We start from the raw sequence: 22,405 nt of genomic DNA on the forward strand, positions 1-22,405 counted from the left end.
GTCCCGGCATGCGTCCAAATCGCTGCGGGAGCGTTACGACCTCATGGGGACGCAAGCTTTCGACGAGATCATGGGACCACCCGAGCGCGAGGGGGCCCGCAGCGAGCTGGTCGACCTGTGCCACTGGCTCGAGGCCACTCCCGCCGACGAGCTGCGCCGGCGGCAGGAAGCGGCCGAGACGACGTTCCGCCAACTCGGCATCACCTTCGCGGTTTACGGCGACAATGACGCGTCGGAGCGGATCATTCCGTTCGACATCGTGCCGCGCATCTTCCTCGCGCGCGAGTGGGCGCGACTGTCCGAGGGGCTGATCCAGCGCGTCGAGGCGATCAACGCGTTCCTCCACGACATCTACGGCGAGCGTCGCATCCTGCGCGAAGGCGTGCTGCCCGAGGATCTGATCCTCGGCAACGCGCAGTTCCGACCCGAGATCGCCGGCATCCGCCCGCCGCACGACGTGTGGGCGCATATCTGCGGGATCGACCTAGTGCGCACCGGCCCCGACGACTTCTTCGTGCTGGAGGACAATGCCCGCACGCCGTCGGGCGTCAGCTACATGCTGGAGAACCGTGAGGCGATGGTGCGGCTGTGCCCCGAACTGTTCTCGCAATTCCGCGTCGCCGCGGTCGACAGCTATCCCGACATGCTGCTGGAGACGATGCGCTCCGTCTCCCCGCGCGGCTGCGGGCAGAATCCGACCTGCGTCGTGCTGACGCCCGGCCACTATAATTCGGCCTATTACGAGCACAGCTTTCTCGCCGACTCGATGGGCGTCGAGCTGGTCGAGGCGGCCGACCTCGTCGTCGACGACGACGTGGTCTACATGCGGACGATCGCGGGACGGGTGAAGGTCGATGTGATCTACCGCCGCGTCGACGACGACTTCCTAGATCCGCTCGTCTTCCGCCCCGATTCGATGCTGGGCGTGCCGGGGCTGATCGCCGCCTATGCCGCGGGCAACGTCGCGATCATCAACGCGCCGGGCAACGGCATCGCCGACGACAAGGCGATCTACAGCTACATGCCCGAGATCGTGCGCTTCTACTCAGGGAGCGAGGCGAAGCTGCCCAACGTCGAGACGTGGCGCTGCCGCGAGCCGCAGGCGCTCAAATACGTGCTCGACAACCTCGACCAGCTCGTCGTCAAGCTGGTCGACGGCTCGGGCGGCTACGGCATGCTCGTCGGCCCGACCGCGTCGAAGGACGAAGTGGAGCGCTTCCGCGCCGCGCTGGTGGCCGAGCCGCACCGCTATATCGCGCAGCCGACGCTCGCGCTCTCGACGGTGCCGACGCTCGCCGATGCCGGTCTCTCGCCGCGCCACGTCGATTTCCGCCCGTTCGTGCTGACCGGGTCGAAGGGCGTGAAGGTCGTGCCCGGCGGGCTGACCCGCGTCGCGCTCAAGGAAGGATCGCTGGTCGTCAATTCGAGCCAGGGCGGCGGTACCAAGGATTCGTTCGTGCTGATGGACGACGCGAACGGCATGACGCAGACGATGGGCGGCATGACGCAGTCGATCGGCGCGGGCGGGATGTCGCAGTCGCTCGGCGAGGACGGAATGGTGCAATCGCTCGGCGGCACCGAGCTGACGCGGGAGGTGCGCTGATGCTTAGCCGCACCGCCGCCTCGCTCTACTGGCTCGGTCGCTACCTGGAGCGTGCCGATTTCGTCGCGCGACTGGTCGAGGCGACCGTGCGCCTTGACGTGCTGTCGTCGCGCCCCGCGGGCGAGGCGGCGTGGCGCTCCGCGCTCGCCGTCACCGACACGGAGGCCGCGTTCGAGGCGAGCGGCGCACCGCTGACGCGCGAGGCGGTCGTCGCCTTCCTGATCACCGACGCGTCGCACCCGGGCTCGATCGTCCGCTGCCTCGCCGCCGCGCGCGACAATGCGCGCGCGGTGCGCACCGCGCTCAGCCGCGAGGCGTGGAGCGCGATCAACAGCGCGTGGCTGATCTTCGACCGCCGCATCTCCCCGCTCGACTCGACCGCGACGCTCGGCCTGGTCGACAAGGTAAAGTCAGAGACGCGCGGGTTCGAGGGCGCGGTGCACCGCATGCTGCGTAACCAGACCACATTGTTCATCCGCCTGGGCCAGGTGATCGAGCGCGCCGACACCACCGCGCGGCTGCTCGATGTCAAGTATCACCTGCTGCTGCCCGCGGGCGAGCCGGTCGGCGGCACGGTCGACCGCGATCAATGGACCACGATCCTGCAGACCGTGTCGGCGGTCACCGCCTATCGCTGGCTCTACAATGACGGGTTGCAGCCCGCCAACGTCATCGACCTGCTGCTCAGCCGCGCGGAATTGCCGCGCAGCATCGCGGGGTCGATCGACGAGACGGTGTCGATCCTCAACGCGCTCGCCAAGTCGCTCGGCGGGCAGGGCGAGGCCGACCGCATGGCGCGCGGGCGGCACCAGCGCACGCTCCAGACCCGCACCGGCGACGTGATCGCCTCCGGCCTGCACCAGCACCTAGAGGCGCTGATGCGCGAGAACGACCAATTGCACGCGGCGATCGGCCGCCAGTTCAAGTTCAACTGAGATGCGGCTGTCGATCGATCACCGCACGACCTACCGCTTCAGCGAGCCGCAGGCGCGCGTGGTGCAATTGCTGCGCATGACGCCGCGCAACACGCACGATCAGATCGTCGCCGACTGGCACATTGCGCTCGACTGCGACGCGCGCATCACCGAAGGGCAGGACGGCCTCGGCAACGCGACCACGATGCTCTACATCGACGGCCCGGTCGACCGCATCGACCTGTCGGTAACGGGCGAGGTGGTGACCAGCCACTCCGACGGCGTGCTCCACGGCACGCTTGAGCCGCTGCCCGCGCGGCTGTTCGCCCGCGACACGCCGCTGACGCGCGCCGACGCGGCGATCGCCGACTTCGCGCGCGACGTGCTGGGCGAGGAGCCGGGCACGGTCGCGGCGCTCCACCGGCTCAACCGCGCGGTGGGCGAGCGTTTCACGCTGGCGCGTGGCCGGCCGGAGCCGGGGCTGGCGGTCGCGGACGCGTTCGCGCGCGAGACAGCAACCGCGCGCGACCTGGCGCACGTCTTCATCGCCGCCGCGCGCGCGTGCGGCGTGCCCGCGCGCTACGTCTCGGGCTATTGCGACCAGCAGCAGGGCGACCGGCCCGCGCCGCACGGCTGGGCCGACGCCTGGATCGAGGGGCTGGGCTGGGTCGGGTTCGACCCCACGTCGCGCTCCTCGCCCGAGGAGCACCATGTCCGCGTGGCGGTCGGCTTCGACTCGGCGGGCGCATCGCCGGTCGCGGGGACCCGAATGGGCGAGGGGGACGAGCGGCTCGACGTCGCGGTGTCGGTCAGCGCGGAGTGACGAAACTCACGCGTGCTGCCTGACGCGCGCGCCGCCATTGGCCGCGCTGTCCTCCTCCAGTAGCGACCAGCCGCGCGGCCTCAGCACCTCGATCGGGCGATAGCGCGTCTTGTACGCCATCCGCGCCGAGCCTTTCACCCAGTAACCGAGGTAGACGTAGTCGAGCCCCGCGTCGCGCGCGCGATGGATGTGGTCGAGGATGATGAGGTTGCCCAACCCCGGCCACGCCGCGTCGTCGGGGTCGAAGAAGCTATAGATCATCGACAAACCGTCCGCCTGCCGATCGGTCAGGCACGCGCCGATCAGCTTGCCCGGCACGCCGTTCTCGCCCGGCGCACGATATTCGACGATCACCGAGTTCACGGGCGACTGCTCGACCATGTCGGCGTAATCCATCTCGTCCATGCCGACCATGCCGCCCGTCGGGTGGCGCGCGGCGAGGTAGCGGCGCAGCAGCTGGTACTGCTCGTCGGTCGCCCAGGGGCGGCAGGCGCTGATCTCGATGTTGGAATGGCGGCGCATCAGCTTGCGCTGCGTCGCGTTGGCGCGGAACTCGCCCGCCAGCACGCGCACCGACACGCAGGCGGCGCATCCCGCGCAGGACGGGCGATAGGCGACCGACTGGCTGCGGCGAAAACCGATCCGGCCGAGCGCGTCGTTCAGCTCGGCCGCGTGCGGACCGGAGAGCTCGGTGAACACCTTCCGCTCCTGCCGCCCGGGAAGATACGGGCACGGCTGCGGGCTCGTCACGAAGAAGCGCGGAAAACGGAAGGGCGCGGTCACCGCCGAATATTCTCCAGAAGGGCGCGATACCGAACGCCCATGTCAGCTATATGAATCGCGCAACCGACGGTGAAAAGCCGCTTTACCACGATTGTGGGTTAATGCGCGATCAGGCGAGTTCGACCGGGCTCACCTCGTAACCCGCCCCGCGCAGCGCGGTGACCAGCCCGTCCAGGTGCGCACGGTCGCGCGCCTCGCACTCGATGTCGGTGATCAGCCCCTTGGCGGGCAGGGTGGTGAACACGCGCTGGTGGTAGACCTCGATGATGTTGACGCGCTCCTGGTCGAAGATCCGCGCGACGTTGAACAGCGCGCCGGGCTGGTCCTGCAACCGGATGCGCAGCCGCGCCAGCCGCCCGGAACGCGCGAGGTCGCGCAGCAGCACGTTGGCGAGCAGCCGCGTGTCGATGTTGCCGCCGCACAGCACCACGCCGCAGGTGCGCCCCTTGAACCGGTCGGGGTGCTGGAGCAGCGCGGCGAGCCCGGCCGCCCCCGCGCCCTCGACCACGGTCTTCTCGATCTGCAGCAGCAGGCTGACCGCTTCCTCCAGGCTGCGCTCCGACACCAGCACGATGTCGTCGACCAGCTCGCGCACCATCGCGGAGGTGATGCCGCCGGGTTCCTTGACCGCGATCCCTTCGGCCAGCGTGTCGCCCGCGCACGGCATCTGCGTGCCGTTCACCCGGTTGTACATCGATGGGTAGAGCTCCGCCTCGACGCCGATCACCTCGATCGGATGGTCGGCGCCGCGCGCGACCGTCGCCATGCCGGAGATCAGCCCGCCGCCGCCGATCGGCACCACCAACGTGTCGATCTCGGGCACGTCCGCCAGCATCTCGACCGCGACCGTGCCTTGCCCCGCGATCACGCGTGGGTCGTCGAACGGGTGGACGAAGGTGTAGCCGCGCTCCGCTTCCAGCACGCGCGCGTGGGCGTAGGCGGCGTCGAACGTCTCGCCCTCCAGGATCACGGTCGCGCCGTGCCCCTTGGTCTGCGTGACCTTCACGATCGGCGTGTTGCGCGGCATCACGATGGTCGCGGGCACGCCCAGGCGATTGGCGTGATAGGCGAGTCCTTGCGCATGGTTGCCCGCCGACGCCGCGATCACGCCCTTGGCGCGCGCCGCGTCGGACAGCTGCAACAATGTGTTGAGCGCGCCGCGCTCCTTGTAGGCGGCGGTGAACTGCAGGTTCTCGAACTTCAGGTACACGGTCGCGCCCGTCATCTGGCTCAGCGTGCGGCTGATCAGCGTCGGGGTGCGCACCACCGCATCCTTGATCCGCCGGTGCGCCGCCGCGACGTCGGCGCAGGAGACCGGAAGCGGGGCGCCGGACGACGGGGCGGGCGATACGAGCTGGGTGGCCATCGCAGCGCCGTAGCGGAATGGCTGCGCGAGCGAAACACCCGCGATATCGGGCGGAACACGGCCGGCGATCCAACCGTGCGCGGAACGCGGCCGCGCGCACTGGCATTGAACGCCTCGTGCAGCGTTACTTCTTCTCGCTCCGGATCGCCGCCTGGGTGATCGTCGCGGGGCTGGTCTATTCCGCGGTCGACCTATGGTGGCACGGCTTCGTGGTCGTGCATGACCCAGCGCGCGCGATCAGCGCGGTGGCGATCGACGGCGGCGGCGGGTCCCGCGCGCTGCGGCAATTCTCGCCCGGCTACTGGGCGGCGCGGCCCTCGTTCCCCGGCGTGATCCGGATCACCTGCGCCGACGGCACGCGGATCGAGCGCGGCGACGTCGAGCCGGGGCGACAGACCAGCTACACCACCACGCGCGACGATTGCCGGCGGCCCCGCTGAGCTCAACGCGCGGCGAACGCCGCGCGATATTCCGGCTTCACCGTCGCCACGATCGCCCGCGTGACCGGCAGCGTCACCTCGTACGCGCCCTCGGCGTAGGAGCCGGCGACATAGGGGTCCGCAATTAATCCGACGCGGTCGATCCGCTGGCGGTCGCTCGATCCGAGCAGCAGCGTCAGGTCCCCGAGCGGCGGGCACTTGTCGAACATGCCGCCGGTGGTGATGTTGGGCGTAAGGCGTTGGCTGCGCTCCGCCTTCAGCCGCGCGCAATACCGCGGCGCGATGATCCGTTCGAGCGCCGCTTCGGACGTGAAGACCCGCATGGGATCGAGCCGTGCGCGACGCATCTTGTCCCACAGCAATGCGCCCGACGACGGGTTGCCGTGCGCGCCGCCGGTGAAGCGATAGCGGTCGAACGACAGGCTGAGGAAGCGCGGCGTGCTGGTCACCACCTTCCACGTCTTCTGGGTGTCGTACGCGTGGAAGGGGAAGGTAGCGTCCGCCGACTCGCGCCGCGCGGCGGCGGCGTCCCGTGCAGTGACGCGGCGCAACCTGGCGCGGTCCGCCTCCAGCCACGCGCGCAGCGGCGCGATCGCCGCTGCCTCGCGCGGGTAGCTGTACTCGAAAGTATAATCGCGCGTCGTCACGCGCTCGGCATCGGCCACGCCCGCCAGCGCCGTCGCCGCCATCACCGCCACCAGAACCCGCATCGCCCGCTCTCGCCAAAGTTGCCCGGCCGTCATACAGCGAGACGCATGTACGCCCCCAGTCGTTTCCGCCGCCTGCCGCTGCTCGCCTGTTGCGCGACGCTCGTCACCGCCACGCCCGCGCTCGCCGACGCGCTGATCGACAATGTGCAGGGCGTCACGCTCGACAAGCAGGGCCGCGTGACCCGGTTCAAGGCGCTGGTGATCGACAAGGCCGGCCGCGTCGTCCGCCTCGTCGCGCCCGACGAGCAACCGCCCAAGCGGACCAAGAAGAACCCGGGGCCGGTGTACGACTGGCGCGCCGACATGAAGGGGCGCGTGCTCGTCCCCGGCATGATCGACGCGCACGGTCACGTGATCGAACTGGGGCTCCAGGCGCTGACGCTCGACCTGTCGGACACGACCTCGCTCGAGATGGCGAAGGCGAAGATCGCCGCTTACGCCAAGGGCAATCCCGATCGCGCCTGGATCATCGGCACCGGCTGGAACCAGGAGAAATGGGGGCTCGGCCGCTTTCCGACCGCGGCCGACCTGGACGCGGTGGTCGCCGACCGGCCGGTCTATCTCAGTCGCGCCGACGGTCACGCCGCCTGGGCGAACAGCGCCGCAATCCGCGCGGCGAAGATCACCGCTGCCACCCCGTCGCCTACCGGCGGGCGGATCGAGAAGGGCGCGAACGGCGCGCCCGCGGGCGTGTTCGTCGACGCCGCCACGCAATTGTTCGACCGTGCGGTGCCGCCGGTCACGCCGAAGGACCGCACCGCCGCGTTCCTGAAGGCGCAGCAGATCCTGCTCGGCTACGGCGTCACCGCGGTCGCCGACATGGGGTCCACGATCGAGGATTGGATGACCTATCGCCGCATGGGCGACATCGGCGCGCTGCGCGTACGGATCATGTCCTACGGTCACGGCATCGACACCACAGTGGCGATCGGCGGTACGGGCCCGACGCCGTGGCTGTACGACGACCGGCTGAAGCTGGAGGGCGTGAAGATCTACGCCGACGGCGCGCTCGGCTCGCGCGGGGCGTGGCTGAAGGTGCCCTACGCCGACGCGCCCGGCAATCGCGGGCTCGGCTTCCTGACCGACGACCAGCTGCAGAACACGATGAGCCGCGCGGCGATGGACAATTACCAGATCGCCGTCCACGCGATCGGCGACCGCGCCAACCAGCAGGCATTGGACGCGATCGGTGAGCTGTCGCAGACCTATAAGGGCGATCGTCGTTGGCGGATCGAGCACGCGCAGGTGGTCGACCCCGCCGACCTGCCGCGCTTCGGCAAGAACGGCATCATCGCCTCGATGCAGCCGACGCACGCGACCGGCGACCGCGTGATGGCGCTGGCGCGGCTGGGGGAGGCGCGGCTGGCGGGCACCTACGCGTGGCGCTCGATGCTGGCGAACGGCGCTGGCCTCGCGTTCGGCTCCGACTTCCCGGTCGAGCGACCCAATCCCTGGGCCGGCTGGGCCGCCGCCTTCACCCGCACCGACGCGAACGGCGAGCCGGCGGGCGGGTGGCGCCCGGAGGAAGCGGTGACGCGCGAGCAGGCGTGGTGGGCGTTCACCGGCGGCGCGGCCTATGCCGGTTTCGCCGAAGCCAAGTTCGGAAATCTCGCACCCGGGCAGAAGGCGGACTTCCTGATCGTCGACCGCGATCCCGCGACCGCCACCGCCGCCGACCTGCGCCAGACCAGGGTGCTGGAAACCTGGATCGGCGGCGAGAAGGCGTGGGAGCGCAAGTGACGCCGCCGCGCGACCATCAACGATAACATTTGGGAGAATACGGATGTCGGATACGTTCACGGGCCTCGAACTGCGCTCCACCGCGACCGAGCAGGGCACGCTGGTGCTCGACCTGGAGGAGACGACGCTGACGCCGCCGGCCGAGGGCGAGATCGTCGTCCGCGTCGAGGCCGCGCCGATCAACCCGTCCGACCTGGGACTGCTGCTCGGTCCCGCCGACGTGTCGACGCTGGAGACCTCGGGCAGTGCCGATCGCCCGACCGTCACCTTCCAGGTCCCGCGCGAGCGGCAGGGCGGGGTGCGCGCGCGGCTCGGCCAGTCGCTGCCGGTCGGCAACGAGGGCGCGGGTACCGTCGTCGCGGCGGGTTCGGGCGCGGAAGCGCTGATGGGGCGCCGCGTCGGCATGATGGGCGGTGCGATGTACGCTCAATTTCGCAAGCTGAAGGCGCGCGACGTCGTGCCGCTGCCCGAGGGCGCGAGCGCGGCCGACGGCGCGTCGATGTTCGTCAACCCGCTGACCGCGCTCGGCTTTGTCGAGACCGCGCGGATGGAGGGGCATAAGGGCGTAGTCCACACCGCCGCGGCGTCCAACCTGGGGCAAATGCTGCAGAAGATCTGCCTCGCCGACGGCGTGCCGCTGGTCAACATCGTCCGCTCGGAGGAGCAGGCGGCGATCCTGCGCGACATCGGCGCCACCTACGTGCTCAACAGCCGCGACGACGATTTCCGCCGCAAGCTGGTCGACGCGATCGCGGAAACGCGGGCGACGGTCGCGTTCGACGCGATCGGTGGTGGCACGCTCGGCAGCGACATCGTGCAGGCGATGGAGCAGGCCGCGGCGCGCAACATGACCGAGTTCAGCCGCTACGGCTCCGACAGCTTCAAGCAGCTCTACATCTACGGCGCGCTCGACCTGTCGCCGACGACGCTCAACCGGCTCGCCTTCGGGTTCCAGTGGAGCGTCTCGGGCTGGCTGCTGACCCCGTTCATGAAGCGCGCCGGCGCCGAGGTGGTCGGTCGGATGCGCCAGCGCGTCGTCGACGAACTCACCACCACCTTCGCCAGCAACTACACCCGCACCATCGGCCTCGCCGAAGCGCTCGATCCGGACGTGATCCGCGCCTACGAGCGCAAGGCGACCGGCGAGAAGTATCTGATCGACCCGAGCCGGTGAGCGACGGGGCACGCCCTCGCTGTTCAGCGAGCGGCGAGCCGACGCGAGCAGATCATTAACCCTGCTCGTCGCCGACTTGATCCGGGGTCCCGCTTCTCCTCACCGGCAGCAGAGCAAGTCTGGATCGAGTGCGGGACGACCTGCGGCGGTGGCGTCGCGCCGCTAGTCGTCGGCGCCCAGCGCCCGCTTGCCCGCCTCGACCTCCTCGTCGCTGGGCGGCGTGGGCAGTTCCTCGCCCGGCGCAAGCGCGTCGTCGGGGATGCCCGGCCCCAGGCTCGATATGCTGTCCTCGGTCGGCCGGCCGTTCGGGCCGTTGCTGATCCCGTCGCGGTCGTCGTCGGTCATGCGAGGCTCAGCGCGCCTCGCCGCCGAACGTTCCGCTCAGCGCATCGCGCGCACCGCGGGCGTGTCGAGGCAGCGCAGCATGGCGTCGCGCGTCATCGGCGTCGCGGGGCTGGAGACAGGCGCGGAGGCGGCCGCGATCTCCTGCGGCTGCCCGATCGGCACGCCCGCGAAGTCGCCGCCGCCGGTGCAGCGCATCGCCGCGGCGAGCAGGCGCGGCGGCGTGTCGTATCCCTCGTACGACAGCCGGAACGTACCCCAGTGGATCGGCAGACCACGCGCCGCGCCCAGCCGCTGATAGACCAGCGCCGCCTCCGCCGGCCCGATGTGGCTGCCCGACGACATCTGTCCGGGCGCGAAGCGGAACGCGCCGATCGGGATCAGCGCGAGGCGGATCGGTCCGAGCGCCGCGGCTTCCGCCGGCCACCGCCCGTCGCCGAAACCGGTATCGCCCGCGAAGAACAGATTGCCCCCGCTCGGCAGGCGGACGACGAAGCTCGACCATAGCGCCCGGTTGCGATCGGTGAACCAGCGGCTACCCCAGTGATGGTTGCGCGTCACCGCCACCTCGACCCCCGGCCGCACGGTCACCCGCCCGCCCCAGTCGAGCGCGATCGCCTTCGCGCCCGTCTGACCGATCACGCTGTCGTTGCCCAGACTGGTGACGATCGCCGGGCGGTCGCGGCGCCACAAGCGCTCGAGCGTCGCCTGGTCGAGGTGGTCGTAGTGATTGTGGCTGACGAGCACGAGGTCGATCCGCGGCAAATTTTCGAACGCGACACCCGGCGTCGCGACCCGCTTCGGCCCGAAACCGAGCGGCCCCGCGCGCTCGGCGTAGACGGGATCGGTCAGGATGTTCAGCCCGTGGGTCTGCACCAGCACCGTCGCGTGCCCGATCCAGGTCGCGACCATGCGTTCGCCCTCGACCCGCGGCGCGGGCTTGCTCTGCGCCACCGGCACCGTATCCGGCCACACCGGCCGCCCGTCGCGGCCCGTCAGCTGCCGCCAGAAGAAGCCGGCGCGTCCCCCGCCGCCTCCCGGCGGGCGCGCCGTGTCCTCGCCATCGGGATTGAAGAAGCGCGCGCCGTCGAAATGGTCGCTCTCCGGCCCCTCGTAGTAGATGCGGTCGAGGAAGCGCGGCACGATCGTAATCGCCAACCCCGCCGCGGCCACGAGCAGCAGCAAGGCCACGCCGACAATCTTCAACAATGCGGCCACGCTTCACTCTTCCCGGTCGATGATGGGGGCAGAACGCGTCGTTCCGCGTCGAGGTGCCGCGGTCAGCGCAGCAATTCCTCCCGTATCCGGATCGCGTAGAGCGACACGCGCACCTCGATCATGAACGCGATCAGGCTGGCGATCAGCAGGATCATCGCCAGGATGAACCCGCCCGCGACATATTGCCCGATGTGGAACCGCAGCAGCACAGCGATGAACAGCGACGCGACCACGATGCAGGTCATCACCGCGCTCGACACTCCCATCAGCAGCGCGGCGTTGATGATCTTCATCCGCTTGTTCAGCAGTCGCAACTCCGCGACGTGGCGGTCGTGCTCGGTGCCGGTGGAGCGTGGGTGCAGCACCTCCAGCGCGCGCGATCGGTCGACCACGCGCGACAACCGCCCCGCCAGCACGTTGAGCAGCGCGCCGATCCCCGCCAGCATGAACACCGGGCTGAGCGACACCTGGATCGTCTCGGCGATGGTCGAGATCGCCGGCGAATAGACCCCCATGATCACGCCGCTACCGCGCGCGGACCGATCAGGATCGCGTGAACCGCGTCGATCATGCCGGCGAGCGCGTCGGGACGGCTCCAGAAATGGTGGTCGCTGCCGCTCGCCCGGTCGAGCGACGCCTCGCGCGCGGCGATCAGCGTCTGAAGCGCCAGGCTGGCGAACAGGATTCGCTGCTTCACCTCCGCCGCCGGCATGGGCGCGAGCAGGCGGTGGACGTGATCGACGAAGCGGCCGAAGCTCTCCGAATGCTCAGGCACCGTGTCGCGGAACAGCTGGCGCCGCTCGTTCTGCACGTTGACGATGAAGCGGAAATAGGTCTCGTGCTCGCCCGTTAGTCCGCGAAACTGAATGTTGGGCAGCACCAATGCGCGCACCACCGCGTCCAGCGTCGGCTCGCCGCGCGCGTCCAGTTCGTCGAACAGGGCGCGTCGCTCGCGGTCCATCAGCGCGGCGCCATCGATCAGCAGTTCGCGCAGCAGGTCGTCCTTGCTGCCGAAATGATAGTGCACCGCCGCGGCGTTGCGCTGCCCCGCCGCCTCGACCACCTCGCGCATGCCGACCGCCGCGATCCCGCGCTCGGCGAACAACCGCCTCGCCGCCCGCTTCAGCTCGTTGCGCGTTGCGCTGCCGCGCGCGGCGGGCATGCGGGCGGGCAGGGCGGCAGGTGCGGCGGTCACGTCCATCACGCGCGAGCATCCACGAAGGCGGCGCCCGGGGCAAGCGCGCAGCGGGAGGAGTCGGCGCTCGACGTTCGAACCGGCACGCGCGCCGCGGCTAGCGCTCCTGCGCGGCCAGCCGGCTGATCAGGATCGCGCTGCGCGTCGCCTGTCGCGGCAGGCTGGAAAGGTCGATCCACTCGCCCTCCGCGTGCGCGCCGCCGCCCGACGCGCCCATGCCGCCCAGCGTGTCGGCGTCGGCGGCGACGAAGCTAGAGTCCGCCGCGCCGCGCTTCGCCGGATCGTACTCAGGCATCTCGGGCAGCGACAGGTCGCGGTTGACCGCGTTCAGCTGCGCCAGCAGCGCGCGATTGCCCGCGGTCGGCGCCATCGGCGGGTAGCCGTCGGAGAAGGTGATCGTGGCATTGGTGCGCGGCAGGTGCTGCGCGACGATCGCGCGCATCCGCGCCTGCACGCGCGCGTCCTGCTCGGGCGATAGCGTGCGCAGGTCGCCGCGCGCCACCGCCTCGGCCGCGACGATGTTGGTCTTGCCCGACGCCGCCGCGCGCACGCCGCTCTCGTCCAGCGTCGCGGGCGTGCCCGCCGCCATCACCCCGACATTGTAGGTGACGTTGGGCTCGGGCAGCTCGCGCCGGAACGCGTCCAGGATGCGCGCGAGCTCGTACGCCGCGCCGTAGCCGAGCGCGGGGCCGAACACCGCGCTCGAATGGCCGGTGCTGCCCGTCGCCGTGATCGCCCAGTTGGTCGAACTGCGCCGCGCGGTGGTGCCCCAGTCGCGCCCGGCTTCGGTCGCGACATTCTCATATTCCAGCGCGATGTCCGCCCACTTCCCCGCCGCGATCAGGTCGGCGCGCGCCCGGTCGAGCGGCGCGCCGGTGCGCTCCTCATCGCCGGTCAGCACGATTTGCACGTCGGCGTCGCAAAGCGTACCCGCCGCCTTCATCGCGCGCAGCGCGGCGACGATCACGACCAGCCCGCCCTTGTCGTCGCCGACGCCGGGACCGTAGGCGCGCGCGCCCTCGCGCCGAAAGCCGGTGAATGGGCTGTCGGGCTCGAACACCGTGTCGAGATGCCCGATCAGCAGCACGCGCTTGCCGCGCCCGCTGCCCTTATGCGTCGCGACGATGTGGCCCGCGCGCCCGGTCGCGCGCATGTCGACCCAGCGGACGTCGAAGCCGAGCGGCGCGAGCTCGGCGCGCATCATCGCGCCCACCTTCGTCACGCCATCGAGGTTGAGCGAGCCCGAATTCTGCTCGACCAGTCGTTCGAGCAGCGCCTCACTCCGCGGCGCCTCCGCCGCAACCGCTGCCTGCATCCGCACCTCGGCGGGAGAGAGCGTGGCGGCAGCGGCGAGCGTGACGAGAGGAGCAATCATATGCAGAGGCTAGCTGGGCTCGCGAACGAGCGAAAGCCCGCTCCGCCCGTCAGGCGAAGCGGGCTGATCGTTGGCGCAAGCCGGCGGCGTTACCGGTCCGCCGACCCCGGCTCCGCCATCTTGCGGTGCTGCTCGGCGAGCACCGATCCCGGCACTACGTTGGCCAGCACACCCTGGATCTTCGTCGCCCAGCCCGAGAAGACCGACGGCTTGCCGCTCATCAGTGCCTTCCACCCGTCCTTCGCGACATCCTCGGCCGAGCGCTTGTTCGGATCGCTGCCGACCTGCGTGTCGAGCAGGTCGCCGCGCGCGAAGAACTCGGTGTCGACCGGGCCGGGCATTAGCGTGCTGATCGTAACCCCGTCCGCGTCCTTCAACTCGTTGCGCAGCGCCTCGGTGAAGCTGTCGACGAACGCCTTGGTGCCGTTGTACACCGCCTGGAACGCGCCGGGGATGTAGCCCGCGACCGATCCGACCACCATCACCTTGCCGTCGTTGCGCGCGACCATGTCGGGCAGCACGCGCTGGAGCAGATAGGCGGTGCCGGTGATGTTGGTGTCGACGACGTGGCGCCAGTCCTCGACCTTCTGATCGAGGAAGCCGTGACCCAGCCCGCGCCCCGCATTGGCGCACAGCACGTCGATGCGGCGGCCGTTGGTGGCGGCGAGTAGTTTGTCGACCCCCTCGATCGTCGCCAGGTCCGCCTCGACCGCCTGCACCTGCGTGCCGAACTGCTCGAAATCGCGCGCGGCGTCGTTGATCAGCGGCTCGTCGGCGACGATCAGGATGTCGTAGCCGTCCTGCGCGGCGAGCGTCGCTAGCTCGAACCCGATGCCGGTCGAGGCACCGGTGATGACGGCGAATTTGTCTGCCATGACTTCTCTCCTGTTCAGCCGTTCAAGCCGGGCTTGAGCACGATTTTGGTGTAGTCGTTCTGTTCGTCGTGGAACTTCTGATAGCCGAGCGGCGCATCCTCCAGGTCCATGCGGTGCGAGATCAGGAAGGTGGTGTCGATCTTCCCGTCGATGATCGCCTGGAGCAGCCCGGGCAGGTAATGCTGGACGTGAGTCTGCCCGGTCTTGAGCGTCAGCCCCTTCTCCATGAAGGCGCCGAGCGGCCATTTGTCGACGAAGCCGCCGTAGACCGCGGGCATCGACACGCGCCCGCCCTTGCGGCACGCGATGATCGCCTGGCGATTGGCGTGCGGGCGATCGGTGCCGAGAAAGGTCGACGCCTTGATCTGATCGACCACGTTGTCGACGTACAGCCCGTGCGATTCAAGCCCGACCGAGTCGATCACCGCGTCCGGCCCGATCCCGCCGGTCATCAGCATCAGCGCGTCGTATATGTCGGTCTGCTCGAAATTAAGCGTCTCCGCGCCGAACTTCTTGGCGAGCTCCAGCCGGCGCGGGAAATGATCGATCGCGATCACGCGCTCGGCGCCCATCAGGAACGCCGACTGGACCGCGAACAGCCCCACCGGACCGCAGCCCCACACCGCCACGGTGTCGCCGGGCTCGATGTCGGCATTCTCCGCTGCCATCCATCCCGTGGGCAGGATATCCGACAGGAACAGCACCTTATCGTCCTCGATGCCGTCTGGGATGACGATCGGGCCGACGTCGCTGAACGGCACGCGGACGTACTCCGCCTGACCGCCCGCGTAGCCACCGGTCATGTGGCTGTAGCCGAACAGTCCCGCCATCGGGTGACCGTACAGCTCCTGCGCGATATCCTGGTTGTCGGCCGGCAAGCCGTTGTCGCAGGCCGAATACTGGTGCTTGCCGCAATGATAGCAGCTGCCGCACGCGATCGTGAACGGCACCACGACGCGCTGGCCCTTCTTCAGCGTCGACTTCGCGCCGACCTCGACCACCTCGCCCATGAACTCGTGGCCCAGGATGTCGCCCGCCTGCATCGTCGGAATATAGCCGTCATACAGGTGGAGGTCGGAGCCGCAGATCGCGGTCGAGGTCACCTTGATGATGCAGTCGCGCGGGTTGACGATGCCGGGATCATCGACCGTGTCGACGCGCACGTCATGCTTGCCGTGCCAAGCCAGTGCTCTCACAATCCCATCTCCTCGAACTGCTTGCGGTTCATCGCCGGCGTCGCGATCTCGCCCGCTTCCATCAACTGTTTGAACCGGCGCAGGTCGCGGCGCGCCTGGATCGCGGGCTCGCGCTGGAACAGCTTGGCGATCAGCTTGCCGACCGTGCCGGCGGGCGGATCGTACAGGATCGTCGCGGTCACCACCGTGCCGCGTGCGCCGGCGTCGCGAAATTCGACCCGGCCCGAATTGGCGATGTCCGCGCCTTCCTCGCTGGTCCAGGCGATCAGCGCGTTCGGCTGATCCCCCGTCACGCGCGCGTCCCACTCAACCGTGGTGCCGCCCGGCCCCTTCACCACCCAGTGCGAGCGCGTCGCGTCGGGCGTGTCGATGCTGACCACATTCTCCATGAAGTGCGGCAGGTTGGAGAAGTCGCGGAAATAGGCGTAGACCTCCGCCACCGGCTTGTTGATCGTCACCGCGCGCGCCACCGCGCTGCTGCCCTGCGCGTCGGGGATCGTCGCAGCGGTGAGTTCGTCCGAATTCTTCTTCGCGGTCACTACCGGACCGTCGTCGCGGCTATCGGTCATCCCAGCCTCCGTTATCAACGCGTCCACAAGCGCGCGGGCATCGCGCGCGTTCCACGGCGCGGGGTAGTTGCTGATGCAGATCAATACCTTGCGCGACGTACCCGTAACGATTGCGGCCGAGGTCTTACGAATGATGTCCGCGGCCAGTGCCCGCGTTGAAGCATCGCACGCCCGCGATCACCTCGGCCGGGTCGCGGGCCCGAGAGGCTCGTTCATATCTGGAGAGGATCATGTCACTCATCATCGCTGCCGCGCTGCTCGCCGTACCTCGGGCGACGACGCACACGCACCGCGAACGCTTCGATCACGCCGGCTCGGCCGTGGAGGCGACCTATCGCGGCACGCTGCGCACCGACATGCGCCAGGTCGGCGCCGTCTCGGCACCCGGGCGGCCGGCCGCGCTGCGCTGCCGCTGGCACGCGCGCGTCGCAGTCGACCGCCACGCGCGCCACGCCGCCGGCTACGTGGCGGCGCGACGGATCGAGGCGCCCGCGCTTCTTGGCGGCACGCGGCCGGGCTGGTGCGCGGGGCAGCGCGCGGCTATCCAGGCCGCGGTCGCCGCGGCGGGCGAGCGGATGCGCGCGCACCTGGTAGAGGTCGCCGCCCGCGACCGCCGCGACCTGATCGCCGATCTCGAACGAACAAGAGGATAGTTGATGCGTAAACCCGCTGTCGCCGCCTGGGCGCTGCTTGCCGCAACCGCCATACCGGCGCAGGCGCAGGTCACCCCGCACGCCAGCGTCGAGGCGACCACCGACGAGCGCCGCCGCGGCATCAGCTGGAGCGACGGGGAGGGGGCGCTCGCCGCCTCCGCCCGGCTCGACCTGTCGAGCGGATTCGACGTCGGCGTCCGCGCGCTCACCACGCGCGGCGACCCGCGCCACGGCGGCGCCGACGCGGTGATCGAGCCGACGCTCGGCTACAGCCAGCTGGTCGGCGGCTTCCGGCTCGACGCCTTCGCGACCGGGCACGTGTTCACGAACGGAGACGGCCCGCTCGACTATTACGAGGGCGGCGCCAGCGCCAATTACACGCTCGGGCCGGCGCAGGCCGGGATCGAGGCGCGCTACGCCCCGTCGCAGGACGCGATCGGCGGCAGCAACCTCTACCTCGCCGCGCGCGCGCGCGTCGGCGTGCCGCTGACCCCGTTCAGCGTCACCGCCAGCGCCGGGCGATCGAGCGGCGACGTCGACGACGTCATCCGCGCGGCGCGGCTGCGCCCCGACAACACCTATTACGACTGGTCGTTCGGCGTGCAGCACGCGACCGGGCCGCTGGTGCTGACGTTCGAATATACCGGCACCGACATCGACAACACGCGCGCGCTGTCGCCCTTCGCCGCGCGCAACAACGCGGGCGACCGGATCGCGGCGCGGGCGGCGATCAGCTTCTGAGGGCTGTCGGCCGGCTCAGGCCGCATCAAGATAAACCTTAGACCAGTGATGAAAGGCGCGCACCGCGCGCATCTACCGCAACAACCATCACTTCCGTCATCCCGGCCTCGGGCCGGGATTCCGCTTCCTTCGTCCGCAGACAAGAAAAGGCGCCCGGATCGCTTCGAGCGCCTCGTTCTATCCTGGCAGCGCCGCGGCGAAGCCGCGTCGTCGGTCCTCGCCGATGGCGAGGCCGGCCGACAGCGCCTGTGCGGGCTCCCCCACACCGCGTGCCGGCACGGCACGCTCAGGCGCTGTAATACATATCGAACTCCACCGGGCTCGGCGTCATTTCCCAGCGCGCGACCTCGCCCCACTTCAGCTCGACGTAGGCCTCGATCTGGTCCTTGGTGAACACGTCGCCCTTCAGCAGGAAGTCGTGGTCCGCCATCAGGCTTTCCAGCGCCTCGCGCAGGGAGGCGCAAACCGTCGGCACCTCCGCCAGCTCGGCCGGCGGCAGGTCGTACAGGTTCTTGTCCATCGCCTCGCCCGGATGGATCTTGTTCTGGATGCCGTCCAGGCCCGCCATCAGCAGCGCGGCATAGGCGAGATACGGGTTCGCCATCGCGTCGGGGAAGCGCACCTCGACGCGCTTCGACTTCGGCCCCGTGCCGTAGGGAATACGGCACGACGCCGAGCGGTTGCGCGCCGAATAGGCGAGCAGCACCGGCGCCTCGTAACCCGGCACCAGCCGCTTGTAGCTGTTGGTGGTCGGGTTGGTGAAGGCGTTGATCGCCTTGGCATGCTTGATCACGCCGCCGATGAAGTACAGGCAGGTGTCGGACAGCCCGGCATAGCCGTTGCCCGCGAACAGCGGCTCCTTGCCCTGCCAGATCGAGAAGTGCGTGTGCATTCCCGATCCGTTGTCCTCCTTGATCGGCTTCGGCATGAACGTCGCCGACTTGCCGTAGGCGTGCGCGACCTGGTGCACGACATACTTGTAGATCTGCATCCGGTCGGCGGTCTGCGTCAGCGTGCCGAAGGTCAGGCCCAGCTCGTGCTGCGCCGCGGCCACCTCGTGGTGGTGCTTGTCGCACGGCAGGCCCATCTCGAGCATGGTGGTGACCATCTCGCCGCGGATATCGACCGCCGAGTCGACCGGGGCGACCGGGAAGTACCCGCCCTTGGCGCGCGGACGGTGCGCCAGATTGCCGCCCTCATACTCACGCCCCGTGTTGGTCGGCAGCTCGATGTCGTCGATCTTGAAGTACGACTGGTTGTACGTCGTGTCGAAGCGCACGTCGTCGAACATGAAGAACTCGGCCTCCGGGCCGACATAAACCGTGTCGCCGATCCCGGTCTGCGCGACGTACGCCTCGGCGCGCTTCGCGGTGGTGCGCGGGTCGCGGCTGTACCCCTCGCCGGTCGACGGCTCGACGATGTCGCAGAACACGATCAGCATCGGCGTGGCCGAGAACGGGTCGGTGTAGACCGCGTCCAGGTCGGGCTTCAGGATCATGTCCGACTCGTTGATCGCCTTCCAGCCCTCGATCGAGGAGCCGTCGAACATCAGCCCGTCGGTCCACTCGTCCTCGCCCATGACGCTCGCCACCATGGTCAGGTGCTGCCACTTGCCCTTGGGGTCGGTGAAGCGCAGGTCGATCCACTCGATCTCCTCGTCCTTGATCTTGCTCAGAACGTCTGCGGCCGTGTTCGCCATGTCGCTTCTTCCTTGATCGTGCGCCGGACCGGTCGGCCGGCTGTGATGGAACTTGGGGGACTGAAACCTTTGGGGGTGCGTGCCTCGTGACCCGCGGGTGATCGCGGCGTCAGATCGCGTCGTTGTCGCGCTCGCCGGTGCGGATGCGCAGCGCCGTCTCCACCGGAATCACGAAGATCTTGCCGTCGCCGATCCGCCCGGTCTGCGCGGCGGCGGCGACCGCCTCCACCACGCGCTCGGCCAGGCCGTCCTCGACCACGACTTCGAGCTTCACCTTGGGCAGGAAATCGACGACATACTCGGCGCCGCGGTACAATTCGGTGTGGCCCTTCTGCCGGCCGAACCCCTTCGCCTCGGTCACGGTGATGCCGCTGACGCCGATCTCGTGGAGCGCTTCCTTGACCTCATCCAGCTTGAACGGCTTGATGATCGCTTCGATCTTCTTCACGCGTGAACCACCCACCTCCGACCGACACCCCGGTGCGTCGACTTGCAGCGAACGTGCCAGCCGGAGGGGCGAAGGGCAAGGGCAGAAAAGCGCGGATTTCCGCCATTCCCGTGCCATCAAATTAGGCAGGTGAGCGTCCGCTGCCCAATAAACGGGCAGCGGTGCGCGCGTCAGGCGTAGGGCGGCTTGTGGAGCCCCGCGGGCGAGGTGGTGAAGATCTCGCAGCCGTCCTCGGTGATCCCGATCGAATGCTCGAACTGCGCCGACAGCGAGCGGTCGCGCGTCACCGCGGTCCAGCCGTCGTCGAGCAGCTTCACGTCGGGTCGCCCGATGTTGATCATCGGCTCGACGGTGAAGATCATGCCCGGCCGCAGCTCGGGTCCGGTGCCCGGCCGCCCGACGTGCACCACCTCGGGCGCGTCGTGGAACAGCCGCCCGACGCCGTGGCCGCAGAAATCGCGCACCACGCCGTAGCGGTGCGCCTCGGCGTGGCGCTGCACCGCGTGCGCGATGTCGCCCATGTGATTGCCGGGCTTCGCCTGCTCCAGCCCCAGCATCAGGCACTCGTAGGTCACCTCGACCAGCCGCCTGGCCTTCAGCGGCACGTCGCCGATCAGGTACATGCGGCTCGAATCGCCGTGCCAGCCATCGACGATCGGGGTCACGTCGACGTTGACGATGTCGCCCGATTTCAGCGTCTTCTCCGACGGTATCCCGTGGCAGACGACGTGATTGATCGAGATGCAGGTCGAGTGCGTGTAGCCGCGATAGCCGAGCGTCGCCGGCACACCGCCGCGCTCCACGATGAAGTCGTAGACCAGCCGGTCGATCTCGGCCGTCGTCACGCCGGGCACCATGTGGGCTGCGATCATGTCGAGCGTCTCGGCGGCGAGCCGCCCGGCCTTGTGCATGCCGTCGAACGCGTCGCGTCCATGCAGTTTGATCGCGCCGTCGCGCCCGAGCGGCGCGTCGCTGGTGACGGTAACGTAGTTGGTCATGGCATCGGATATAGCGCGATCGGCCTGCGTTTGCGAGGCTGAGCGCCTGCCGATAAGGACCTGTATATGAGCGAACACATCTGGACCGCCGCGCTGGTGGTGATCGGCGACGAGATCCTGTCGGGCCGTACGCAGGATAAGAACGTGGCGCAGATCGCCGCCTGGCTCAACGTACAGGGCATCCGCCTGGCCGAGGTACGCGTCGTCGCCGACCGCGAGGAGGCGATCGTCGAGGCGGTCAACACGCTTCGCGCGCGCAACGATTACCTGTTCACCACCGGCGGCATCGGCCCGACGCACGACGACATCACCGTCGACGCGATCGCCGCGGCCTTGGGCGTCGGCGTCGAGCATCACCCCCGCGCGGTGGAGACGCTGACGCGCTATTACGAGACGCGCGGCGGGCTGACCGAGGCACGGCTTCGCATGGCGCGCGTGCCCGCGGGTGCAGAGCTGATCGAGAATCGCGTCTCGGGGGCGCCCGGCATCCGAACGGAAAACATCTTCATCATGGCGGGTGTCCCGCACATCACCGCGGGCATGCTCGACACGCTGACCGGCACGCTGGAGGGCGGGCGCCCGGTCGTTTCCAAGTCGATCGGGGGCTGGGTGGCGGAGAGCGAGGTCGCCGACACGCTGCGCGCCGCCGAGAAGGCGCACGACGGCGTCGCGATCGGCAGCTACCCCTTCTTCCGCGAAGGCCGCGTCGGCGCGAACTTCGTCGTACGCTCGCCCGACGAGGCGCTGGTCGACCGCTGCCTCGCCGACCTGACGCGCGCGCTGGAAGACGCCGGCTACGAGATCACCGCCGGCGGCATCTAACCCCCGTCATCCCGGACTTGATCCCGAACCCCGCTTCTTGGCCGCGAGAAGTGTGACTTCGGATAACGCTCCAGAGCCAACCAACGCTTCAAGATCATCCACCGTGTTGACGTTCGGCACCGTCATCCCCGGCAGCACCGCCGCCACGCCCGCGCCCGCCGCCCAGCGTCGGATCGACCGGCTCTCACCCGTGTCCAGCCGCGCGAGCAGCGGCGCCAGCAACCGCACCGGCCAGTGCCCGACTGTCGGCGCTTCCGCCGCGTGCGCCGCGTCGCGCGCCAGCAGCGCCGCCACGAGCGCGTCGGGTAGCGTCGGCGTATCGCACGCGGTCGTCAGCACCGACGCATGCCCGCGCTCCCGCGCGTAGGCGAGCGCGCCCGCAATCCCGCCGAGCGGACCCAGGTCGGCGCGCGGCAGGTCGGGTGTGACCGCCACGGGCGCCTCGGCGCGACCGACGACGACCAGCGCGTCAACGTGCGGCGCGAGGCTCGCCATCGCGTGTTCCAGCAACGTCGCGTCGCCGACGCGCGCCAGTGCCTTGTCGCGCCCGAACCGCGTCGCGCGCCCGCCCGCCAGCACCGCACCCAGGATCGTCATGGGGCCGCTGTAGAGATGAGGGGGAGAAAAGGGGAGGCCGCCCCGGCCAACCCGCCCTCGCGCGAAGCGAAGGCGGAGGGCCGATGGGTCAGAGCGTCGTGATGATGGCGCCGACCACCAGCGC

The 22,405-nt window shown here is 69.5% G+C and carries 24 protein-coding genes; 9 read left to right on the forward strand and 15 right to left on the reverse strand.

Annotation, left to right across the window (positions count from 1 at the left end):
• Positions 1-43: 43 nt before the first annotated feature.
• The 3 genes from ACFDS6_RS08390 to ACFDS6_RS08400 are packed head-to-tail and all read left to right on the forward strand — an operon-like array spanning position 44 to position 3,340.
• Positions 44-1,603: a circularly permuted type 2 ATP-grasp protein gene (locus ACFDS6_RS08390; protein WP_375271694.1), complete on the forward strand. Its 1,560-nt coding sequence runs from the start codon at positions 44-46 to the stop codon at positions 1,601-1,603.
• Positions 1,603-2,538 (forward strand): alpha-E domain-containing protein, encoded by a 936-nt coding sequence (locus tag ACFDS6_RS08395; RefSeq protein ID WP_375271695.1) that lies wholly within the window; start codon positions 1,603-1,605, stop codon positions 2,536-2,538. Before ACFDS6_RS08390 ends, ACFDS6_RS08395 begins: the two co-directional genes overlap by 1 nt.
• 1 nt (position 2,539) lies before the next feature.
• A complete protein-coding gene (locus ACFDS6_RS08400; RefSeq protein ID WP_375271696.1) occupies positions 2,540-3,340 on the forward strand; it encodes a transglutaminase N-terminal domain-containing protein in 801 nt (266 codons plus the stop codon).
• A gap of 6 nt (positions 3,341-3,346) precedes the next feature.
• On the opposite strand, the gene ACFDS6_RS08405 is transcribed toward ACFDS6_RS08400, so the two are convergent.
• Positions 3,347-4,123, reverse strand: coding sequence for an arginyltransferase (locus ACFDS6_RS08405; RefSeq protein WP_375271697.1), 777 nt, complete (start codon positions 4,121-4,123; stop codon positions 3,347-3,349).
• Positions 4,124-4,232: 109 nt separating this feature from the next.
• Entirely contained in the window at positions 4,233-5,489 is a 1,257-nt protein-coding gene (locus ACFDS6_RS08410; RefSeq protein ID WP_375271698.1) for a threonine ammonia-lyase, read from the reverse strand.
• A 116-nt stretch (positions 5,490-5,605) separates the two neighbouring features.
• Here ACFDS6_RS08410 and ACFDS6_RS08415 point away from each other — a divergent pair, with 116 nt between their 5' ends.
• Positions 5,606-5,929, forward strand: a complete 324-nt coding sequence (locus ACFDS6_RS08415) for a hypothetical protein (RefSeq protein WP_375271699.1) — start codon at positions 5,606-5,608, stop codon at positions 5,927-5,929.
• 2 nt (positions 5,930-5,931) lie between these two features.
• On the opposite strand, the gene ACFDS6_RS08420 is transcribed toward ACFDS6_RS08415, so the two are convergent.
• A complete protein-coding gene (locus ACFDS6_RS08420; RefSeq protein WP_375271700.1) occupies positions 5,932-6,639 on the reverse strand; it encodes a DUF4163 domain-containing protein in 708 nt (235 codons plus the stop codon).
• Between the two features lie 45 nt (positions 6,640-6,684).
• Between ACFDS6_RS08420 and ACFDS6_RS08425 the strand changes: the two genes are divergently transcribed.
• Positions 6,685-8,379 carry an amidohydrolase gene (locus ACFDS6_RS08425; RefSeq protein ID WP_375271701.1) on the forward strand — a complete coding sequence of 565 codons (1,695 nt, stop codon included), beginning with the start codon at positions 6,685-6,687 and terminating at the stop codon, positions 8,377-8,379.
• A gap of 43 nt (positions 8,380-8,422) precedes the next feature.
• Positions 8,423-9,553: a zinc-binding dehydrogenase gene (locus ACFDS6_RS08430; RefSeq protein ID WP_375271703.1), complete on the forward strand. Its 1,131-nt coding sequence runs from the start codon at positions 8,423-8,425 to the stop codon at positions 9,551-9,553.
• A 162-nt stretch (positions 9,554-9,715) separates the two neighbouring features.
• Here the strand turns inward: ACFDS6_RS08430 and ACFDS6_RS08435 are convergent, their stop codons facing one another.
• From ACFDS6_RS08435 to ACFDS6_RS08470, 8 genes are all read right to left on the reverse strand, one after another.
• Positions 9,716-9,898, reverse strand: coding sequence for a hypothetical protein (locus ACFDS6_RS08435; RefSeq protein ID WP_375271704.1), 183 nt, complete (start codon positions 9,896-9,898; stop codon positions 9,716-9,718).
• A gap of 36 nt (positions 9,899-9,934) precedes the next feature.
• On the reverse strand, positions 9,935-11,113 hold the full coding sequence (locus ACFDS6_RS08440) for an MBL fold metallo-hydrolase (RefSeq protein ID WP_375271705.1): 1,179 nt from the start codon (positions 11,111-11,113) through the stop codon (positions 9,935-9,937).
• Positions 11,114-11,175: 62 nt separating this feature from the next.
• Positions 11,176-11,628: a DUF2721 domain-containing protein gene (locus tag ACFDS6_RS08445; protein WP_375271706.1), complete on the reverse strand. Its 453-nt coding sequence runs from the start codon at positions 11,626-11,628 to the stop codon at positions 11,176-11,178.
• A 2-nt stretch (positions 11,629-11,630) separates the two neighbouring features.
• Positions 11,631-12,314: a helix-turn-helix domain-containing protein gene (locus tag ACFDS6_RS08450; RefSeq protein WP_375271727.1), complete on the reverse strand. Its 684-nt coding sequence runs from the start codon at positions 12,312-12,314 to the stop codon at positions 11,631-11,633.
• 91 nt (positions 12,315-12,405) lie between these two features.
• Positions 12,406-13,683: a M20/M25/M40 family metallo-hydrolase gene (locus ACFDS6_RS08455; RefSeq protein ID WP_375271707.1), complete on the reverse strand. Its 1,278-nt coding sequence runs from the start codon at positions 13,681-13,683 to the stop codon at positions 12,406-12,408.
• Positions 13,684-13,772: 89 nt separating this feature from the next.
• The gene (locus ACFDS6_RS08460) at positions 13,773-14,558 is read right to left on the reverse strand and encodes an SDR family NAD(P)-dependent oxidoreductase (RefSeq protein ID WP_375271708.1); all 786 of its coding nucleotides are present in this window, start codon (positions 14,556-14,558) and stop codon (positions 13,773-13,775) included.
• A 14-nt stretch (positions 14,559-14,572) separates the two neighbouring features.
• On the reverse strand, positions 14,573-15,754 hold the full coding sequence (locus ACFDS6_RS08465; protein WP_375271709.1) for a zinc-dependent alcohol dehydrogenase: 1,182 nt from the start codon (positions 15,752-15,754) through the stop codon (positions 14,573-14,575).
• Positions 15,751-16,323, reverse strand: a complete 573-nt coding sequence (locus ACFDS6_RS08470) for an SRPBCC family protein (RefSeq protein ID WP_375271710.1) — start codon at positions 16,321-16,323, stop codon at positions 15,751-15,753. The genes ACFDS6_RS08465 and ACFDS6_RS08470 overlap by 4 nt, the downstream gene beginning before the upstream one ends.
• Before the next feature lie 230 nt (positions 16,324-16,553).
• On the opposite strand from ACFDS6_RS08470, the gene ACFDS6_RS08475 reads away from it, so the two are divergent.
• Both ACFDS6_RS08475 and ACFDS6_RS08480 read left to right on the forward strand, forming a co-directional pair.
• On the forward strand, positions 16,554-16,976 hold the full coding sequence (locus tag ACFDS6_RS08475; RefSeq protein WP_375271711.1) for a hypothetical protein: 423 nt from the start codon (positions 16,554-16,556) through the stop codon (positions 16,974-16,976).
• 3 nt (positions 16,977-16,979) lie between these two features.
• Positions 16,980-17,717 carry a TorF family putative porin gene (locus tag ACFDS6_RS08480; protein ID WP_375271712.1) on the forward strand — a complete coding sequence of 246 codons (738 nt, stop codon included), beginning with the start codon at positions 16,980-16,982 and terminating at the stop codon, positions 17,715-17,717.
• 286 nt (positions 17,718-18,003) lie between these two features.
• On the opposite strand, the gene glnA is transcribed toward ACFDS6_RS08480, so the two are convergent.
• The 3 genes from glnA to map all read right to left on the reverse strand — a co-directional run bounded on the left by glnA (position 18,004) and on the right by map (position 20,862).
• Positions 18,004-19,416: a type I glutamate--ammonia ligase gene (gene glnA, locus ACFDS6_RS08485; RefSeq protein ID WP_375271713.1), complete on the reverse strand. Its 1,413-nt coding sequence runs from the start codon at positions 19,414-19,416 to the stop codon at positions 18,004-18,006.
• Between the two features lie 109 nt (positions 19,417-19,525).
• Positions 19,526-19,864, reverse strand: coding sequence for a P-II family nitrogen regulator (locus ACFDS6_RS08490; RefSeq protein ID WP_174191831.1), 339 nt, complete (start codon positions 19,862-19,864; stop codon positions 19,526-19,528).
• Positions 19,865-20,034: 170 nt separating this feature from the next.
• Entirely contained in the window at positions 20,035-20,862 is an 828-nt protein-coding gene (map, locus tag ACFDS6_RS08495; protein ID WP_375271714.1) for a type I methionyl aminopeptidase, read from the reverse strand.
• 66 nt (positions 20,863-20,928) lie between these two features.
• Here map and ACFDS6_RS08500 point away from each other — a divergent pair, with 66 nt between their 5' ends.
• Positions 20,929-21,684 carry a competence/damage-inducible protein A gene (locus tag ACFDS6_RS08500; RefSeq protein ID WP_375271715.1) on the forward strand — a complete coding sequence of 252 codons (756 nt, stop codon included), beginning with the start codon at positions 20,929-20,931 and terminating at the stop codon, positions 21,682-21,684.
• 6 nt (positions 21,685-21,690) lie between these two features.
• Here ACFDS6_RS08500 and ACFDS6_RS08505 read toward each other — a convergent pair whose 3' ends face one another.
• Positions 21,691-22,281: a molybdenum cofactor guanylyltransferase gene (locus ACFDS6_RS08505; RefSeq protein WP_375271716.1), complete on the reverse strand. Its 591-nt coding sequence runs from the start codon at positions 22,279-22,281 to the stop codon at positions 21,691-21,693.
• Positions 22,282-22,405: the final 124 nt, after the last annotated feature.

The sequence above is a fragment of the Sphingomonas sp. genome, from assembly GCF_042095875.1.
GTDB lineage: Bacteria > Pseudomonadota > Alphaproteobacteria > Sphingomonadales > Sphingomonadaceae > Sphingomonas.

Bases quoted from the DNA above. Each gene is read 5' to 3' on its own strand.
- ACFDS6_RS08390 (WP_375271694.1), top strand. From the start codon at position 44: ATGGGGACGCAAGCTTTCGACGAGATCATGGGACCACCCGAGCGCGAG.
- ACFDS6_RS08395 (WP_375271695.1), top strand. From the start codon at position 1,603: ATGCTTAGCCGCACCGCCGCCTCGCTCTACTGGCTCGGTCGCTACCTG.
- ACFDS6_RS08400 (WP_375271696.1), top strand. From the start codon at position 2,540: ATGCGGCTGTCGATCGATCACCGCACGACCTACCGCTTCAGCGAGCCG.
- ACFDS6_RS08410 (WP_375271698.1), bottom strand. From the start codon at position 5,489: ATGGCCACCCAGCTCGTATCGCCCGCCCCGTCGTCCGGCGCCCCGCTT.
- ACFDS6_RS08420 (WP_375271700.1), bottom strand. From the start codon at position 6,639: ATGCGGGTTCTGGTGGCGGTGATGGCGGCGACGGCGCTGGCGGGCGTG.
- ACFDS6_RS08425 (WP_375271701.1), top strand. From the start codon at position 6,685: ATGTACGCCCCCAGTCGTTTCCGCCGCCTGCCGCTGCTCGCCTGTTGC.
- ACFDS6_RS08430 (WP_375271703.1), top strand. From the start codon at position 8,423: ATGTCGGATACGTTCACGGGCCTCGAACTGCGCTCCACCGCGACCGAG.
- ACFDS6_RS08435 (WP_375271704.1), bottom strand. From the start codon at position 9,898: ATGACCGACGACGACCGCGACGGGATCAGCAACGGCCCGAACGGCCGG.
- ACFDS6_RS08445 (WP_375271706.1), bottom strand. From the start codon at position 11,628: ATGGGGGTCTATTCGCCGGCGATCTCGACCATCGCCGAGACGATCCAG.
- ACFDS6_RS08450 (WP_375271727.1), bottom strand. From the start codon at position 12,314: ATGGACGTGACCGCCGCACCTGCCGCCCTGCCCGCCCGCATGCCCGCC.
- ACFDS6_RS08455 (WP_375271707.1), bottom strand. From the start codon at position 13,683: ATGATTGCTCCTCTCGTCACGCTCGCCGCTGCCGCCACGCTCTCTCCC.
- ACFDS6_RS08460 (WP_375271708.1), bottom strand. From the start codon at position 14,558: ATGGCAGACAAATTCGCCGTCATCACCGGTGCCTCGACCGGCATCGGG.
- ACFDS6_RS08470 (WP_375271710.1), bottom strand. From the start codon at position 16,323: ATGACCGATAGCCGCGACGACGGTCCGGTAGTGACCGCGAAGAAGAAT.
- ACFDS6_RS08475 (WP_375271711.1), top strand. From the start codon at position 16,554: ATGTCACTCATCATCGCTGCCGCGCTGCTCGCCGTACCTCGGGCGACG.
- ACFDS6_RS08480 (WP_375271712.1), top strand. From the start codon at position 16,980: ATGCGTAAACCCGCTGTCGCCGCCTGGGCGCTGCTTGCCGCAACCGCC.
- glnA (WP_375271713.1), bottom strand. From the start codon at position 19,416: ATGGCGAACACGGCCGCAGACGTTCTGAGCAAGATCAAGGACGAGGAG.
- map (WP_375271714.1), bottom strand. From the start codon at position 20,862: ATGACCAACTACGTTACCGTCACCAGCGACGCGCCGCTCGGGCGCGAC.
- ACFDS6_RS08500 (WP_375271715.1), top strand. From the start codon at position 20,929: ATGAGCGAACACATCTGGACCGCCGCGCTGGTGGTGATCGGCGACGAG.
- ACFDS6_RS08505 (WP_375271716.1), bottom strand. From the start codon at position 22,281: ATGACGATCCTGGGTGCGGTGCTGGCGGGCGGGCGCGCGACGCGGTTC.